The organism is Streptomyces sp. NPDC002817 (assembly GCF_053592055.1).
Genome location: NZ_JBSFUY010000013.1, coordinates 117752 through 132374, shown reverse-complemented (window position 1 = coordinate 132374; position 14623 = coordinate 117752). Strand labels below are relative to the sequence as shown.

Genomic DNA, 14623 nt, shown 5'->3' with positions numbered 1-14623 from the left:
ATGACCGCCACGCTCACGAAGGCGGGCGGTCCCCCCGCCGCCGGAACCGTCGCCCACAAGCGGCGCGCCCGGCGGCGGGGGCGGACCATCGCCCTCCTCTTCGTCCTCCCCGCGCTGCTCCTGCTCGGTGCCCTCGTCCTCTACCCGGTGCTGTTCACGGTCGGCCGCAGCTTCTTCGACGCCTCCGGAACCCGCTTCGTGGGCGGTGACAACTACACCGAGATGTTCCGCGACCCGGCCACCCTCACAGCGCTCCGCAACACGATCATCTGGGTGGTCGTGGCCCCCGCCCTGCTCACGGGCCTGGGACTGATCCTCGCCGTACTCGTCGAGAAGGTCCGCTGGGCCACGGCGTTCAAACTGCTGCTGTTCATGCCCATGGCCGTCTCCTTCCTGGCGGCGGGCATCATCTTCCGCCTCGCCTACGACGAGGACCCGGACAAGGGCGTCCTCAACGCGGCGGTGGTCGGCATCCACGACGCCTTCCAAGGCACCTCCTCCTACCCGACCGCTCGCGCCCGCGACGGGCAGGGCCTGACCGAGGACGCCGACGGTTCGTACCGCACGAGCACGAGCGTCTCACCGGGTGACACGCTCTCTCTCGGACTGGTCGGCGTAGCGCCCAAGGAACTGCCCCAGGACGCGCGGCCCGCCCAGGCGGCCGCCGCCCGGACAGCGGGTGCGGACGAACTGCGCGGCGTCGTCTACCTGGACTTCACCCCCGGCGGAGGAGGCAAACAGGGGGTGGTCGACCCGCGCGAGAGCGGACTGCCGCAGATGCAGGTCGAGGCGGTGCGCGACGGGAAGACGATCGCGAGCACGACCACCGCCACCGACGGCTCCTTCCGCTTCACGGGCCTCGACGCGGGCTCGTACACCGTCACCCTCCCCGGCTCGAACTTCGCCCCGCCCTACGAAGGCATCTCCTGGCTCGGCCCGGCGCTCGTCACCCCGGCGATCATCGGTGCCTACCTGTGGATCTGGACCGGCTTCGCGATGGTCCTCATCGGCGCCGGCCTGTCGACGCTGCCCCGGGACGCGCTGGAGGCCGCCCGGATGGACGGCGCCAACGAGTGGCAGATCTTCCGGCGGATCACCGTGCCCCTGCTCGCGCCCGTGCTGACCGTGGTCTTCGTGACCCTGGTCATCAACGTGATGAAGGTGTTCGACCTCGTCTACATCATCGCGCCAGGGCCCGTGCAGGAGGACGCCACCGTGCTGGCCACGCAGATGTGGCTCGTGTCCTTCGGCGGCGGCAACGACCAGGGTCTCGGCAGTGCCCTCGGCGTCCTGCTCCTGCTCCTGGTCATCCCCGCCATGGTCTTCAACGTCCGCCGCTTCCGAGGGAGTCAGCGATGAACCTCAATGCGCTCCGGCGCGGGTTCGCCAACAGCGTGGTCCAGGCCGTCCTCGTGGTCGTCGGACTGATCTGGCTCACCCCGCTCGCCGGACTGCTCCTGTCGTCCCTGCGCTCCACGCAGGACACGGCCAAGGGCGGCTGGTGGACGACGTTCACCAGCCCGGGACAGCTGTCCTTCGACAACTACACGGCGCTGCTGGAGAACTCCGGGATCACGCGGGCGTTCTGGAACACCGTGCTGATCTCGGTTCCGACGACGATGCTCGTCGTGGTGATCGCCGCGCTCGCCGGATACGCCTTCGCGTGGCTGGACTTCCCCGGCCGCGACGCACTCTTCCTGCTCGTCGTCGCCCTGCTGGTGGTGCCGGTGCAGATCGGCCTGCTGCCCGTGGCCAAACTCTTCGGCCAGCTCGGGCTGTTCGGCACGATCCCCGGCGTCGTTCTCTTCCACGTCTCCTACGGCCTGCCCTTCGCGATCTTCCTTCTGCGGAACTACTTCGCCGAGATACCCCGGGAGATGCTGGAGGCCGCCCGCATGGACGGCGGCACCGAGTGGCGCATCTTCATCCAGCTCGTCCTGCCGGTGGGGCGCCCCGCCCTCGCGAGCCTCGCCATCTTCCAGTTCCTGTGGGTGTGGAACGACATGCTGGTGGCGCTCCTCTTCGCGGACAGCTCGGCGCAGCCTCTGACCGTGGAACTGCAGTCGCAGATACGGCAGTTCGGCAGCAACATCGACGTGCTGGCGCCCGGCGCCTTCCTGTCCCTGATCGTGCCGGTGGTCGTGTTCTTCGCCTTCCAACGGCACTTCGTCCAAGGGGTGATGGCCGGATCCGTGAAGTAGGGGGTCAGCCGGCCCACGCCCCGGCATCACCTGATCAGTTCAGTACGATGATTCCCCGGCGATCGCGCCGACCTGCACCTCAGGAGGCGCCATGGACACCGTGGACCCGGCAGTGCGCCGACGCCAGAAGCGTGATCGCCAGGTGGGCAATCCGGCGGCGCTGCGTATGGGCGTGTTCTGGTTCGTCCTCGGTGCCGCGGGCGCCTTCGTGCTCGCTCTGCCCGTCTCCCTGTGGTTCGACGCGCTGCGTGCGATCTCCCTCAACGCGCCGTCCGGCACCCACGTCTCCGGTGTCTCGGTCCCGCTCGTCGTCGTCGGGATGGTCGCGGGGATGCTCCTGGTGGGCCTGGGGCTGCCGGTGGGCGCCCACCATCTCGACGGCTACCGGGCCGCACGGGGCGGCGGCGGATGGGCGCTGGCGATCGGCGTCGCCGTCTTCGCCCTGGGCGTCGCTGTCGCGTCGCGAGGCTGGGTGGAGGCGGACCGCGTCGGTTGGGTGGTGACGGACTACGAGCCGCCGGACCCCTGGGGTTGGGGGCAGTGGATCCTCTACTACGCCGACCTCTGGCTGCCCGGCCTCCTCGTCACGCTCTCGCTGCTGCTGGTGTGGTCGGCCATCCGGGCCCAGCGCCGTAGTGCCGCGAGCGCCGCCACCCGGGACCGGCTGCTGATCGAGGGGCTGCGGACCACCGGGACCATCAGCGAGCTGCGTATCCACCACTCCAGCGACGACTCCGGTGGGCGGCACGTCGCGGGGGCCACCGCCACGGTCACCTACGTCGACGCCGCCGGCACGCGCCGCTGGGTGACGCGCAAGTACCGCGATGCGTCCGTACTGGTCCAGGGTGGCGTGGTGCAGGTGCTCCACGACCCTGCGCGTCCGGACGGCGACGACTCGGTGTTCGTGTCCTTCCTGCGGGAACCGGCCGCCTTCGACTGGGTCTGACGGGCGGCTCGACGCGCTATGTGACCCGGCGTTCCGTGACGGTACGGTCGGCCCATGGCGATGGGGGATCACGAGAGCGGTCAGGGAACTGTCGAGAAGCAGCGCCGGCCGCGCCGCACCCTGGGCACCTGGCGGGTCAAGCGGCGCTTTCGGCATATGAAGCGGCCGAAGTCGCGCAACTGGCCGGACGTGTTCGAGGATGTCGCTTGCCTCACCCGGGAGTTGGGCCGCTGGCACCCGGACACCCTCGCTGCCCGCTCAAGGATGTGCATGTGGCTCACTGACGAAGACCGTCATGCCGACGTCCTACGACTGTCCGAGGCGGACGTGGCGGAACGAACAGCGGAGTTCGGGGCCGACGTCCCCGAAACCCTGAGGATGCGCCGTTCGCTCGCCTGGCACCGACGCCGGGTGGGCGACCTGGACGGAGCCGTCACCGAGGCGCGGGCCGTCCTGGGGGACTCCGAGCGGGTGCTGGGCTCCGATCACGCCGACACCCATCGCTGCCGGTCGATCCTCGCCCAGTTCCTCGCCGAGAGCGGCCAACCGGCCGAAGCGGTACGCCTGCTGCGCGCCCTGTACGCCGAGTCCCAGGCCTTCGGGCCGAAGCGGCGGAGCGAGACCCGTTCCATCCGCAACGCCTTGGTCACGGCACTGGAGTTGGACGGCCAGGTCCAAGAGGCCCTCGATCTGCTGGACGAGGAGATCGCCGCCGAGCGGGGGACGATCTACGGAATCGACGAGAACCTCGGCGACTACGAGATGAAGCGCCTTCAGGAGTGGCGAAAGCGCCTGGTAGCCAAGGCGGCCTCCGCGTAGGCCGGGTATCGGTCATCGGCCGAGGCGGCCAACCCCTGGGCCTGATCGCGTGCGCCTTGGTCAGTCGTTCGAGCGGTCGGCGGTGACCTTGCCGGAGTCGGGGTTCACGTGCCATTCGCTGCCGGTGCCGTCGGCGGCGGTGGTGTCGACGTCCCAGGCATGGTCCCTGCTTTCCTCGTCCAGGTCGACGGAGGTCACCGTGCCCTTGGCGGCGGCGGCCTCGGCGGCCTCCGCGGCGCTCACGGAGGTGCCCTTCAGGGCGGCACGGATCTGCGCGGTCTCGGCGGCGTCGTCACCGTCGTCGTTCTTCTCGGTGCGCGAGCCGAGGACCTTGCCGTCGGCCGGGTCCACCTGGACGCTGTGCCAGGTACCGCCCTTGGCCAGCACATCGACCTCCCACACATGGGTCGTGCCCTCGTCGTCCAGGTCGGCCGAGACCGCCGTACCCGTCGTGTGCCGCAGCGCCGCCTTGATCGCGTCCGCGGCCGTGATCTGTCCGGCCTTCGCCGCGGCGGAGTTCTCGGCCTTGTCCTCGGAGGCCTCGTCCGTGGTGCGGGTGGACTGGTCCCCTGCCCCGTTCTGGGCGGTGCCATCGGTGTCGTTGACGTCGTTCGTCACCGCCACGGTCTTCTTCGCCGGCCCTCCGTCGTCATCCGAGCCCGCGATGGCGGCCGCGGTGCCGCCGCCGATCAGAGCGACGGCCGCGACGGTGGCGATGACGGTGTTGCGCTTCATGGGGTTCCTCCAGAATGTGAACGACTGCAACGAATGACAGTGGTGTTCGTCGGTCGCAGTCGGCTTGTCCGCCTCGTCTGCTGTCGACGGGACTCAATCTGGCCGACCGACACTGAAGCAGAGCTGAAGCCCCCTGAAGGCGTCTTCAGGTTCGGTTTGCCAAGCTGAGCGCATGCGTCTGTTGATCGTGGAAGATGAGAAGCGGCTCGCGCTGTCGCTGGCCAAGGGTCTGACGGCCGAGGGGTATGCCGTGGACGTCGTCCACGACGGGACCGAGGGCCTGCACCGGGCGAGCGAGGGGGCCTACGACCTGGTGATCCTCGACATCATGCTGCCCGGCATGAACGGCTACCGTGTCTGCGCAGCCCTGCGCGCCGGCGGCCACGACGTGCCGATCCTGATGCTCACCGCCAAGGACGGCGAGTACGACGAGGCGGAGGGCCTGGACACGGGTGCCGACGACTATCTCACCAAGCCGTTCTCCTATGTCGTCCTCGTCGCCCGGGTGAAGGCGTTGCTGAGGCGGCGCGGGCCGGCGGGCGGAGCCTCGCCCGTGCACACGGTCGGCGATCTGAAGGTCGACACCGCGGCCCGGCGGGTGTTCCTCGCCGAGGACGAGATCACCCTGACCACGAAGGAGTTCTCCGTCCTCGAGCAGCTCGCGATGAGAGCCGGTGAGGTCGTGTCGAAGTCCGAGATCCTGGAGCACGTCTGGGATTTCGCGTACGAGGGCGACCCGAACATCGTCGAGGTCTACATCAGCACTCTGCGCCGCAAGCTCGGCTCCGCGCTCATCAAGACGGTACGTGGGGCCGGATACAGACTGGAGGTCCGCCCGTGAAGCGCCGTCTCCGCTCGGTCAGGGCGCGCGCCACCCTCGCCGCGACGGTCGTCGTCGCCATCGCCCTGGTCGCGGCGGGCACCGCCGTGGTGCTCTCGCTGCGGTTCACCCTCACCGACAAGGCGGATGCCGAGGCCGACTCCGTCGCTCGCAACGCCGCCTCGGCGCTGGCGAACGGGTTCGCGTACGACCAACTGAACCTGCCGGACGGCGACGAGAACCCCGTCGAGGTCCTGGACCGGGACGAGAAGCCCGTCGCGGTCGGCGAGGACGTCGAGGGCATGAACGTGACCGCCGCCGCCTCGGACCGGCTGAACTCCGAGACCAACGACGACGCCGACGACAAGGCGGAGGGCGATCGGGACACGGAGGACAACGACGCGCTCACCACCGGGGAGGTCACCGACGAGACCTGGTACGGCGAGGGCACCGCGACCGTCGAGGGGGTGACGGCGAAGTACCGGTTCGCCGCGGTCGACGTGATCACGTCGGGAGGTGTCCTGCTCACCGTCTACGCGGGCGCCCCGCTGTCCATCCAGGAGGAGGCCGTCGACGTCGCGTTGACGACGATGCTCATCGGGCTGCCGCTGCTGCTGCTGACGGTCAGCGGGGTGACGTACGTCGTCACCAGGCGGGCGCTGCGCCCGGTCGAGGGCATCCGTGCCGAGATGGCCGCCATCATGGCCTCCGAGGATCTGTCGCGGCGGGTCCCCGAGCCGGGCACCCACGACGAGATCGCCCGCCTGGCCCGCACGACGAACGAGACCCTCGCTGCGCTGGAGACCTCGGTCGCACGGCAGCGCGCGTTCGTCGCCGATGCCTCGCACGAGTTGCGCAGCCCCATCGCGTCCCTGCGCACCCAGCTCGAAGTGGGCGCCGCGCACGCGGAGTTGCTGGACCTGGACGGGGCTGTCGAGGACACCGTACGACTGCAGACCCTCGCTGCCGACCTGTTGCTGCTCGCCCGCCTGGACGCGGGGGAGCGCCCCCCGCCGGACGCTCGCTTCGACCTGGCGGCGGTCGTGGCGGAGGAAGTGTCCTCCCGGGACGGAGTGACCCTCGACAGCGTGGCGTCCGTGGAGGTGCACGGCTCCCGCAGCCAGATCTGCCGGGTTCTCGGCAATCTCCTGGACAACGCCCGTAGGCATGCCCGTGATCGCGTCGCCGTCACCCTGCGCACGGCCGCCGACCAGGTGGTTCTCCAGGTCGCCGACGACGGCTCGGGCGTCCCCCTCGCCGACCGCGACCGTATCTTTGAGCGCTTCGTGCGTCTCGACGAGTCCCGAGCCCGAGACGACGGCGGCGCCGGTCTGGGCCTGGCCATCGCGAGGGACATCGCCGTACGCCACGGAGGCACACTGACGGTCAGTGACGCTCCCGGGGGAGGTGCCTTGTTCGAACTGAGGCTGCCGCTCCGCCGGCGCCGCGGACAATGATGACGACGGCGATGGGATGCCGGCGCCTTCTCCGCTGGGCGGAGGGCGCCGGCACCTCGGCCGGGTCAGCTCGTCAGACGGAAGGTGGCGTCGCTGCGGGCGGTGGCGGTGGTGATGGGCTCGAGTTTGAGCTGGAAGGCGTAGTGGCGGATGTAGCGGTCGGGGTGGTTGTAGGACTGGAAGGAGGACCAGGTGGCGTCGGCGAGTCCGGCGACCTGGCGGAAGGTGGCGTCCTCGGCGAAGGCGGTGGTGCCGTCGTTGTGGACGAGTTGGAAGTCGGTTCCGTCGTGGCGCAGGTAGTAGCCGGGGAAGTTGACCGACTCGAAGGAGACGGTGCCGGTGCCGGCCAGGCCGGGGCGGGGCCGGAACTGGGCGTCCTGGCTGGTGATGTTCTGGTCGATGCGCACGTCGAAGTTGGCGTGCCGGACGTAGCGGTCCTGGAAGTTGAACGACTGCAGCCGCTTGCCCGCGACGTTGGCCCAGCGGGCCTGGATCCGGGCGTCCTCGGCGGCCGTCAGGTTCAGGATCGAGCCGTGGCGCTTCTTGGTGCCGCCCAGGGAGTAGGTGCCCGACGTCGGGAGCTTGTAGGTACCGGTGGCGGACGGGTTGGTCGTCGTGACCGGCATGTATCCCTTTCCGGCCGCGTACTGGTCGAGGTAGAGGGTCCATTCGTTGCGGTCGCGGAACTTCATCCACATCGGGCCCTCGACCTGCGAGCCGGTGAGGCCGATGCCGGAGAGGTTTCCGAGGCTGGTCCAGGTGCCGAGGATCGAGTTGCTGCCCTCGATCGTTATCTGGCCGTCGCCGGAGGCCCGCACGTAGCGGTAGTCACCGGTGCCGGAGGGGACCTCGACGATCTGCGTGTCGATGATGCCCTGCGTGCCGGGACGGTCGATGTAGAGCTGCGGGGTGGTGATCGTGCGGAAGTCGGTGGTGCGGGCGTAGTAGATGCGGTGCTTCAGTACGCCGTTGAGGGTCGCGTTCGTCGCCCAGTACAGGACGTAGTTGTTGGCGGACGGGTCCCAGATCGCTTCCGGTGCCCACGCGTTGCGCCCGTCGGGAATCGCACCGGCCACGTTGAGGAGCCAGGGCTGAGACCAGGTGACCAGGTCCGTCGACTCCCACACCACCAGGTTGCGGCTGCCGTTGGACGTCGAGTCCGACCATGACTGCCCGCAGCCGATGCACAGGTCGGTCGCGATGATCCAGTACTTGCTGCCGTCGGGGGAGCGGACCAGGGCGGGGTCGCGCACCCCGCGCGTGCCCACGGTCGAACGCAGGGTCATCCCGCCGCCGTTGAGATCGGTCCAGTTCAGGCCGTCCGAGCTGTACGAGAAGTACATCTGCTGACCGGTCGAGCCCTCCCCGATGAAGTGCGTCATCAGGTAACCCGGGTCGGCCGCGGCGGCTCGCTGAGGTGTGATCAGGACTTGGGCTGTGAAGAGGAGGCCGGCGGCGACCAGCATTGCTGCCAGTCTGGAGAGAACCGCGCGCATGAACTGCTCCTGTCGTTCTGCAAATGTCACGTTCGGGTGCACGTACGGGTGAGGCCCGGCCGTCGTGCCGGGTGATGAGGACAGGGGGAAGGGGCCATGGTTCGAGAAGTCGAACGCTGTTCGCAAGTTCGAGCAGAAGATAGATGTGGGTCAAGCGTGCGTCAATGGAACCGGCCGGTTTGATCCCCGGCGCGAGCAACTCGTCGCACCCGGCCCACCCGTCGGCGAAAGCAACTGGTGCAAGAGCATTGACGTAGTCCTGCACAGAAGGACAAGATCTCGCCTGCAAACATGCGAATGAAACGATTCAATTCCCTGTGATCGGCAACTGGCCTTGTCTCTCTCAGGGTTGTCGGCCCGTTTGCCGTCCTTGCCGCACATCAACGCTTGGAGCCCCCGATGCACTCTGTGACGCGCCGGAATGTCCTGCGCTCGGCCATAGCCGTGGCTCTGGCCCCCACTCTGGGTTCCCTGATGGTGCCCGGGCTCGCGCCTACGGCGTCCGCGGCGGTCTCGTGGACGGCGAAGTGGATCTGGGCCCCGTCCAGTTCGACGAACCAGTGGGCGGCCTTCCGTAGATCGTTCACCCTCGGCTCCGCGCCCTCGAAGGCAGTGACCCAGATCGCGGCCGACTCGAAGTACTGGCTGTGGGTGAACGGCACCCTCGTGGTCTTCGAGGGCGGACTCAAGCGCGGCCCGAACCGCACGGACACCTACTACGACGAGATCGACCTCGCTCCGTACCTGACCAGCGGCACCAACACGGTGGCGCTGCTGGTGCACTACTTCGGCAAGCAGGGCTTCTCGCACAGCAGCAGCGGCAAGGGCGGTCTGCTGTTCCAGTCGGACATCACGACCGGTTCCACCACCACCCGGCTGGTCAGCGACACCGGCTGGAAGCACACCGTCCACCCGGGCTACGCGAACAACACCAGCGGCACGCAGGTCAACTTCCGGCTGCCGGAATCGAACGTCTACTACGACGCCCGCAACGCCACGGCCATGGCCGGCTGGCAGTCCTCCGGCTTCGACGACGGCGCCTGGACCGCGCCCACCGACTTCGGCGCCGCCGGCACCACTCCCTGGAACGGCCTCGTCGAGCGGCCGATCCCGCAGTTCCGCTACTCCGGCCTGAAGTCCTACACCAACGCCTCCTCGCTTCCGGCCACCGGCCAGGGCTCCACCGCGATCTCGGCCGGCCTGCCCTCCAACATCCAGGTCACGCCGTACCTGAAGGTCGACGCTCCGGCCGGCGCGGTGATCGGCATCCAGACCGACCACTACGACGACGGCAAGGGTCTGGTGGGCATCGACCAGGCCACCATCTTCAACGTCCGCGCCACCTACGTCTGCGCCGGCGGGGTCCAGGAGTTCGAGGCGCTGAGCTGGATGAGCGGCACGGCGGTGCGGTACACCATCCCGGCGGGCGTGACGATCCTGGACCTCAAGTACCGGGAAAGCGGCTACGACACCGACTTCGACGGATCGTTCACCAGCAGCGACGCCCTCTTCGACACCGTGTGGACCAAGGCCGCCCGCACCATGTACGTCAACATGCGGGACAACTACATGGACTGCCCGACCCGCGAACGCGCTCAGTGGTGGGGCGACGTGGTCAACCAGCTGAAGGAGGGCTTCTACACGTTCGACACCAAGTCCCACGACCTGGGCAAGAAGGCCATCTCGCAGCTGGCGTCCTGGCAGGAGTCCGGCGGCGTGTTGTACTCGCCGATGCCTTCGACCATCTGGACCGCCGAACTGCCCAACCAGATGCTCGCCTCGGTGTGGTCGTTCTGGACGTTCCACCTCTACACCGGCGACACGAGCACGGTCACCGGCGCCTACCCGGCGGTGAAGGAGTACCTGGACCTGTGGAGCCTGGGCAGCGACGGCCTGGTCAACCACCGGACCGGGGACTGGGACTGGCAGGACTGGGGCAGCAACATCGACACCCGGGTCCTGAACAACTGCTGGTACTACCTCGCCCTGGACACCGCCGCCAAGCTCGCGGCCCTCAGCGGCAACACCGGCGACGTCGCCGGATGGCAGGCCCAGCGCGACAGCATCAAGTCCAACTTCGACACCCTGCTGTGGAACTCCACGAAGAACGAGTACCGCTCTCCCGCCTACAACGGCGACACCGACGACCGGGCCAACGCCCTCGCCGTGGTCGCGGGCCTGGCCCCCGCCTCCCGCCACCGGGCCGTGACGGAGGTACTGCGCACCCACCTCAACGCCAGCCCTTACATGGAGTTCTACGTCCTGGAGGCGCTGTACCTGATGGGCGCGGCCACCGTCGCCGAGGAGCGGATGCGCAACCGCTTCGCCGCCCAGGTCGCCGATCCGGCGTGCCACACACTGTGGGAGGTCTGGGTCAAGTCGCAGGGCACCGACAACCACGCCTGGAACGGCGGCCCGCTGTACGCGCTGTCCGCCTACGCCGCCGGGGTGCGTCCCACCACGGCGGGCTGGACGACGTACGAGGTCATCCCGCAGACCGGCACCCTGACGAAGATCAACACCGTGACACCCACCGTCGAGGGTGAGATCCGCTCCGGCATCACCCGCGACGGCACCCAGGTGACGTTGACGCTCACCTCGCCGAGCGGGACGACCGCCCGGGTGGGCGTGCCCACCTACGGCGGCTCCCAGCCCGTCGTCAAGGCGAACGGCACCACCGTCTTCACCGGCGGTTCATCAACGGGCAGTGTCAGCGGTCTGAGCTATGACGGCAAGGACTCCTCGTACGTCTACTTCAAGGTCCAGCCGGGCACGTGGACGTTCACGGCGACGGGCGTCGGCCGCCTCGACAACCTGGCCCTGGGCCGGACGGTCACCAGCAACAACAGCCTGGAGAACACCAGCTGGGGCAGGAACCGGCTCACCGACGGCAAGCTCACCAGCGTGAGCGGCGCCCGGGGCTACACCAGCAACGAGTTCACCTCCGCCGACGTCAGCGCGAGCCCCGTCTGGGTGGAGATCGACCTCGGAGCCGACACCGACCTGGACGCCGTACGTCTCTTCCCCCGCACCGACACCGGGGGAGCGGGCGGCGGTACGGCGGGCTTCCCCGTCGACTTCACCATCCAGACCCGCCCCGACGGATCCAGTACCTACACCACCGTCCGCACCGTCACCGGCCAGGCCAACCCCGACGGCAAGGTCCAGACGTACGGCTTCAAGACCACCACCGCCCGCTACGTTCGCCTTCAGGCCACCAAGCTCGGCACCCCCGCGTCCGACGAGTCCGCCAGGTTCCGCCTGCAACTCGCCGAACTCACCGTCCCGGCCGCCGCGACGACCGTGAAGGCCAACTACACGCTGGAGAACAGCGACTGGGGCAAGACCCGGCTCCTGGAGGGCACCACCACCAGCGTCACCGGCGCCAAGGGCTTCACCAGCATCGACTTCCCCGCCGCCGACGTCAGCGGCACACCTGTGTGGATCGAAGTCGACCTAGGCGCCGACCGGTCCATCGGCTCGGTCACCCTCCACCCCCGCACGGACGCCGGTGGATCCGGCGGTGGCTCGGCGGGCTTCCCCGCCGACTTCACGTTGCAGACCCGCGCCGACGGATCCGGCACCTACACCACCGCCCGCACCGTCACCGGACAGGCCAACCCGAGCGGAGCCGCCCAGACCTACACCCTCACTGCCGTGACCGGTCGCTACCTGCGGTTGACGGCGACCAGACTCGGCACCCCGGCCTCCGACGAGAGCACCAAGTTCCGCCTGCAGCTGGCCGAGATCGACATCGACTAGCACTACGGCGGTATCGGATCGGACGGGGCGGCCTGTCCTGCGCCATGGGCTCGTTCGGGCAGGCCGGTATTGCTTCGGCAGGACCGATGAGCGGTCACGGGCTTGTCGATCGAAGAACCGGAACAGGGGTCGGCGGCCTGCGCACGGGTGGTGGAACTCCGGGCGCAGGCCGCTGAGTTGACCAGGTGATGAGGCCGGCGAGTACTCATTGCGCCCCGTGCCGTGGTCATCTAGTCAGCCGGTGCGCAGTGCCTCCAGCAGTTGTGCCAGCGCGGCTTTGGTGTGGTCCAGGTCTTCGGGGTCGGAGGATGACGCGAGCCACAGGGCGGCCTCGTTCATTGCCCCCGACAGCAGGTGGACCAGCGGTGCGACCGGCTGTGGGGTGATGATCCTTGCGTCAATGAGGAAGGACAGCGCGTCGGCGAGGTGGCGGGCCGAGGCGGCTTCGTCCATCGCCCGCCATTGGCTCCATCCCAGCACGGCTGGTCCGTCGACCAGCATGACCCGTTGGATGTCCGGATCGGTGGTCGCGGTGAGGAACTCCTGGCAGCCGGCGGTCAGCTGGGCCCAGGGATCGTCGTGGGCGTCTGCGGCCGCGGACACGCGCCGGGCCACTTCCTGCTGCAACTCCTCCAGGACGGCGCGGAAGAGGTCTGCCTTGCCTGTGAAGTGGTGGTAGAGCGCGCCCTTGGTCACCCCGGCTGCCTGGACGATCTCCGCCAGGCCCACAGCGCCGTAGCCGCTGCGGGAGAACAGGCGCCTGCTCTCCCGCAGCAGCGCTTGCCTGGTCTGCTCCCGCTGCTGTGCCCGGGTGCCGTGCTGTTGCATCGCACTCCTCATTGACATACCGACGGTATGTGAATAGCGTCATTCGCATACCGATGGTATGTGAAAGGGGTCCAGGTATGAAGCTGACCGGGTTCTATCCCGTGATCGGCACAGCGAAGCTGCGAGAGTCTCGCGATTTCTACACCCGGCTGCTGGGGTTCGAGACGACGTTCGAGGCTGACTGGTACGTCAGCCTGCGCCAGCCGGGAGACCCTGGGTACGAGCTCGGCCTCCTCGATCACACCCACCCGACGGTTCCCAAGGGCCACGGGGTCCCCGCACAGGGCTTGCTGCTCAACTTCGAAGTGGAGGACGTGGACGCGGAATGGGAACGTCTCGTCACCGGCGAAGGGCTGCCTCCCGTCCTTGAACTGCGCAGCGAGGACTTCGGGCAAAGACACTTCATCGTGGCTGATCCCAACGGCGTCCTGATCGACGTGATCACGCCCATCGCCCCCACCGCGGAATACTCCGAGCAGTACGTCACCAGCTGACCGCGAAGGGCGTGTTCGTCCACGACGTGCCGGACACGCCCGGTCGCCAGGGGGACTTGAGGGTCGTGAGGGCCGGCACCAGTGAGGGAAGCCGGCGCTGCCCCTCCCGTTCACCGCCCCGGGAGATGGGCCGATCTCCATCCGCGCCCGTGTGCTCCGCCGTGCCCGTGGAGCTGCCTGCTTCCGAGCGCCACCGGCTCAAGAAGATGGCCTGCGGTCACAAAACCCCGCACCAGGCACGCCAGCGGGCAGCGATCGTACTCTTGCGGCACGAGGTCGCGGCAACGCCCGGATCGCCGCCGAAACCCGCCTGCACGTGGACACCGTGCGCCGCTGCCGCGGCCGATTCGCGACCGGCCGGCCCGGCTGCCTGCCCTGGCCGACCGCAAGCGATCGGGACGACCACCGACGTTCACGGCCCTTCGGATCGCCGAAGTCAAGGCGTCGGCCTGCCAGTTGCCCAACGAATCCGGAACCGCTCTCCCGCCGGTCCTGCCCCGATCTCGCGCGCGAGGCCATCACTCGGGCCATCACCGGGACGATCTCCGCCTCCACGGTGCGCCGCTGGCTCAAGGCGACGCACTCAATCCCTGGCAACACCGCTCCTGGATCTTCATCCGCGATCCGAACTTCCGCGCCGCGGCTCAGCAGATCCCTGGACCTGTACGCCCCGAGGCGGTCATCGGCACGGGCGTAACCCTTCAACAAGGCGCGCATCACCTATTTCGGCCCGGAGCCCGAACACGGTGATCTTCCCGGCGGGGGAGCTGGGCCCAGCGCCTCTCGCTTTCTGCAAGGCGACTTGGCCGACCCCGCGACCGCGCGTCCGGCGCACCACGAGGTGGAGCGGGGCCGTGACTGACCTGCTGAGGCTGCTGTTCCAGAGTCATCTCGCGGTGAGGGGAACTCGACGGCGATCGGGCCCGCTTCATCGACCTGCCGTGCTGGTCGCAACACCGCTCGCGTGTGTGACGACAGCAGCCCGGGCGGGCGGACCTTTGTCCGCGCCGCCCGGGTGGGCATGTCCTCGAACGGTGTCGTTCCGTCGGAGAGACGCTGCTCGTC

At 68.7% G+C, this 14623-nt stretch carries 11 protein-coding genes; 8 read left to right on the top strand and 3 right to left on the bottom strand.

What is annotated here, in order from left to right; all coding sequences use genetic code 11:
• The 4 genes from ACWD3I_RS24545 (at position 1) to ACWD3I_RS24530 (ending at position 3966) form a co-directional block, all read left to right on the top strand.
• A complete protein-coding gene (locus ACWD3I_RS24545) occupies positions 1–1359 on the top strand; it encodes an ABC transporter permease (RefSeq protein ID WP_365398495.1) in 1359 nt (452 codons plus the stop codon).
• Entirely contained in the window at positions 1356–2201 is an 846-nt protein-coding gene (locus ACWD3I_RS24540; protein WP_365398498.1) for a carbohydrate ABC transporter permease, read from the top strand. Before ACWD3I_RS24545 ends, ACWD3I_RS24540 begins: the two co-directional genes overlap by 4 nt.
• A 91-nt stretch (positions 2202–2292) precedes the next feature.
• On the top strand, positions 2293–3147 hold the full coding sequence (locus ACWD3I_RS24535; protein ID WP_365398501.1) for a hypothetical protein: 855 nt from the start codon (positions 2293–2295) through the stop codon (positions 3145–3147).
• A 54-nt stretch (positions 3148–3201) separates the two neighbouring features.
• Positions 3202–3966: a hypothetical protein gene (locus ACWD3I_RS24530; protein ID WP_365398504.1), complete on the top strand. Its 765-nt coding sequence runs from the start codon at positions 3202–3204 to the stop codon at positions 3964–3966.
• A 60-nt stretch (positions 3967–4026) separates the two neighbouring features.
• Here the strand turns inward: ACWD3I_RS24530 and ACWD3I_RS24525 are convergent, their stop codons facing one another.
• Positions 4027–4701, bottom strand: coding sequence for a PepSY domain-containing protein (locus tag ACWD3I_RS24525; protein ID WP_365398507.1), 675 nt, complete (start codon positions 4699–4701; stop codon positions 4027–4029).
• Positions 4702–4873: 172 nt separating this feature from the next.
• On the opposite strand from ACWD3I_RS24525, the gene ACWD3I_RS24520 reads away from it, so the two are divergent.
• Positions 4874–5542 carry a response regulator transcription factor gene (locus tag ACWD3I_RS24520; protein WP_365398510.1) on the top strand — a complete coding sequence of 223 codons (669 nt, stop codon included), beginning with the start codon at positions 4874–4876 and terminating at the stop codon, positions 5540–5542.
• Positions 5539–6978 carry a sensor histidine kinase gene (locus ACWD3I_RS24515; RefSeq protein WP_365398512.1) on the top strand — a complete coding sequence of 480 codons (1440 nt, stop codon included), beginning with the start codon at positions 5539–5541 and terminating at the stop codon, positions 6976–6978. Before ACWD3I_RS24520 ends, ACWD3I_RS24515 begins: the two co-directional genes overlap by 4 nt.
• A gap of 65 nt (positions 6979–7043) precedes the next feature.
• On the opposite strand, the gene ACWD3I_RS24510 is transcribed toward ACWD3I_RS24515, so the two are convergent.
• A complete protein-coding gene (locus tag ACWD3I_RS24510) occupies positions 7044–8474 on the bottom strand; it encodes a glycoside hydrolase family 43 protein (RefSeq protein ID WP_365398515.1) in 1431 nt (476 codons plus the stop codon).
• A 399-nt stretch (positions 8475–8873) separates the two neighbouring features.
• On the opposite strand from ACWD3I_RS24510, the gene ACWD3I_RS24505 reads away from it, so the two are divergent.
• Positions 8874–12236: an alpha-L-rhamnosidase-related protein gene (locus ACWD3I_RS24505; RefSeq protein ID WP_365398518.1), complete on the top strand. Its 3363-nt coding sequence runs from the start codon at positions 8874–8876 to the stop codon at positions 12234–12236.
• A 234-nt stretch (positions 12237–12470) separates the two neighbouring features.
• Here the strand turns inward: ACWD3I_RS24505 and ACWD3I_RS24500 are convergent, their stop codons facing one another.
• The gene (locus ACWD3I_RS24500) at positions 12471–13064 is read right to left on the bottom strand and encodes a TetR/AcrR family transcriptional regulator (RefSeq protein ID WP_365398521.1); all 594 of its coding nucleotides are present in this window, start codon (positions 13062–13064) and stop codon (positions 12471–12473) included.
• A gap of 77 nt (positions 13065–13141) precedes the next feature.
• Between ACWD3I_RS24500 and ACWD3I_RS24495 the strand changes: the two genes are divergently transcribed.
• A complete protein-coding gene (locus tag ACWD3I_RS24495) occupies positions 13142–13558 on the top strand; it encodes a VOC family protein (protein WP_365398523.1) in 417 nt (138 codons plus the stop codon).
• Positions 13559–14623 lie beyond the last annotated feature (1065 nt).

Coding starts and splice junctions, on each gene's coding strand:
- ACWD3I_RS24540 (WP_365398498.1), top strand. CDS start 1,356: ATGAACCTCAATGCGCTCCGGCGCGGGTTCGCCAACAGCGTGGTCCAG.
- ACWD3I_RS24530 (WP_365398504.1), top strand. CDS start 3,202: ATGGCGATGGGGGATCACGAGAGCGGTCAGGGAACTGTCGAGAAGCAG.
- ACWD3I_RS24510 (WP_365398515.1), bottom strand. CDS start 8,474: ATGCGCGCGGTTCTCTCCAGACTGGCAGCAATGCTGGTCGCCGCCGGC.
- ACWD3I_RS24525 (WP_365398507.1), bottom strand. CDS start 4,701: ATGAAGCGCAACACCGTCATCGCCACCGTCGCGGCCGTCGCTCTGATC.
- ACWD3I_RS24545 (WP_365398495.1), top strand. CDS start 1: ATGACCGCCACGCTCACGAAGGCGGGCGGTCCCCCCGCCGCCGGAACC.
- ACWD3I_RS24495 (WP_365398523.1), top strand. CDS start 13,142: ATGAAGCTGACCGGGTTCTATCCCGTGATCGGCACAGCGAAGCTGCGA.
- ACWD3I_RS24505 (WP_365398518.1), top strand. CDS start 8,874: ATGCACTCTGTGACGCGCCGGAATGTCCTGCGCTCGGCCATAGCCGTG.
- ACWD3I_RS24500 (WP_365398521.1), bottom strand. CDS start 13,064: ATGCAACAGCACGGCACCCGGGCACAGCAGCGGGAGCAGACCAGGCAA.
- ACWD3I_RS24535 (WP_365398501.1), top strand. CDS start 2,293: ATGGACACCGTGGACCCGGCAGTGCGCCGACGCCAGAAGCGTGATCGC.
- ACWD3I_RS24520 (WP_365398510.1), top strand. CDS start 4,874: ATGCGTCTGTTGATCGTGGAAGATGAGAAGCGGCTCGCGCTGTCGCTG.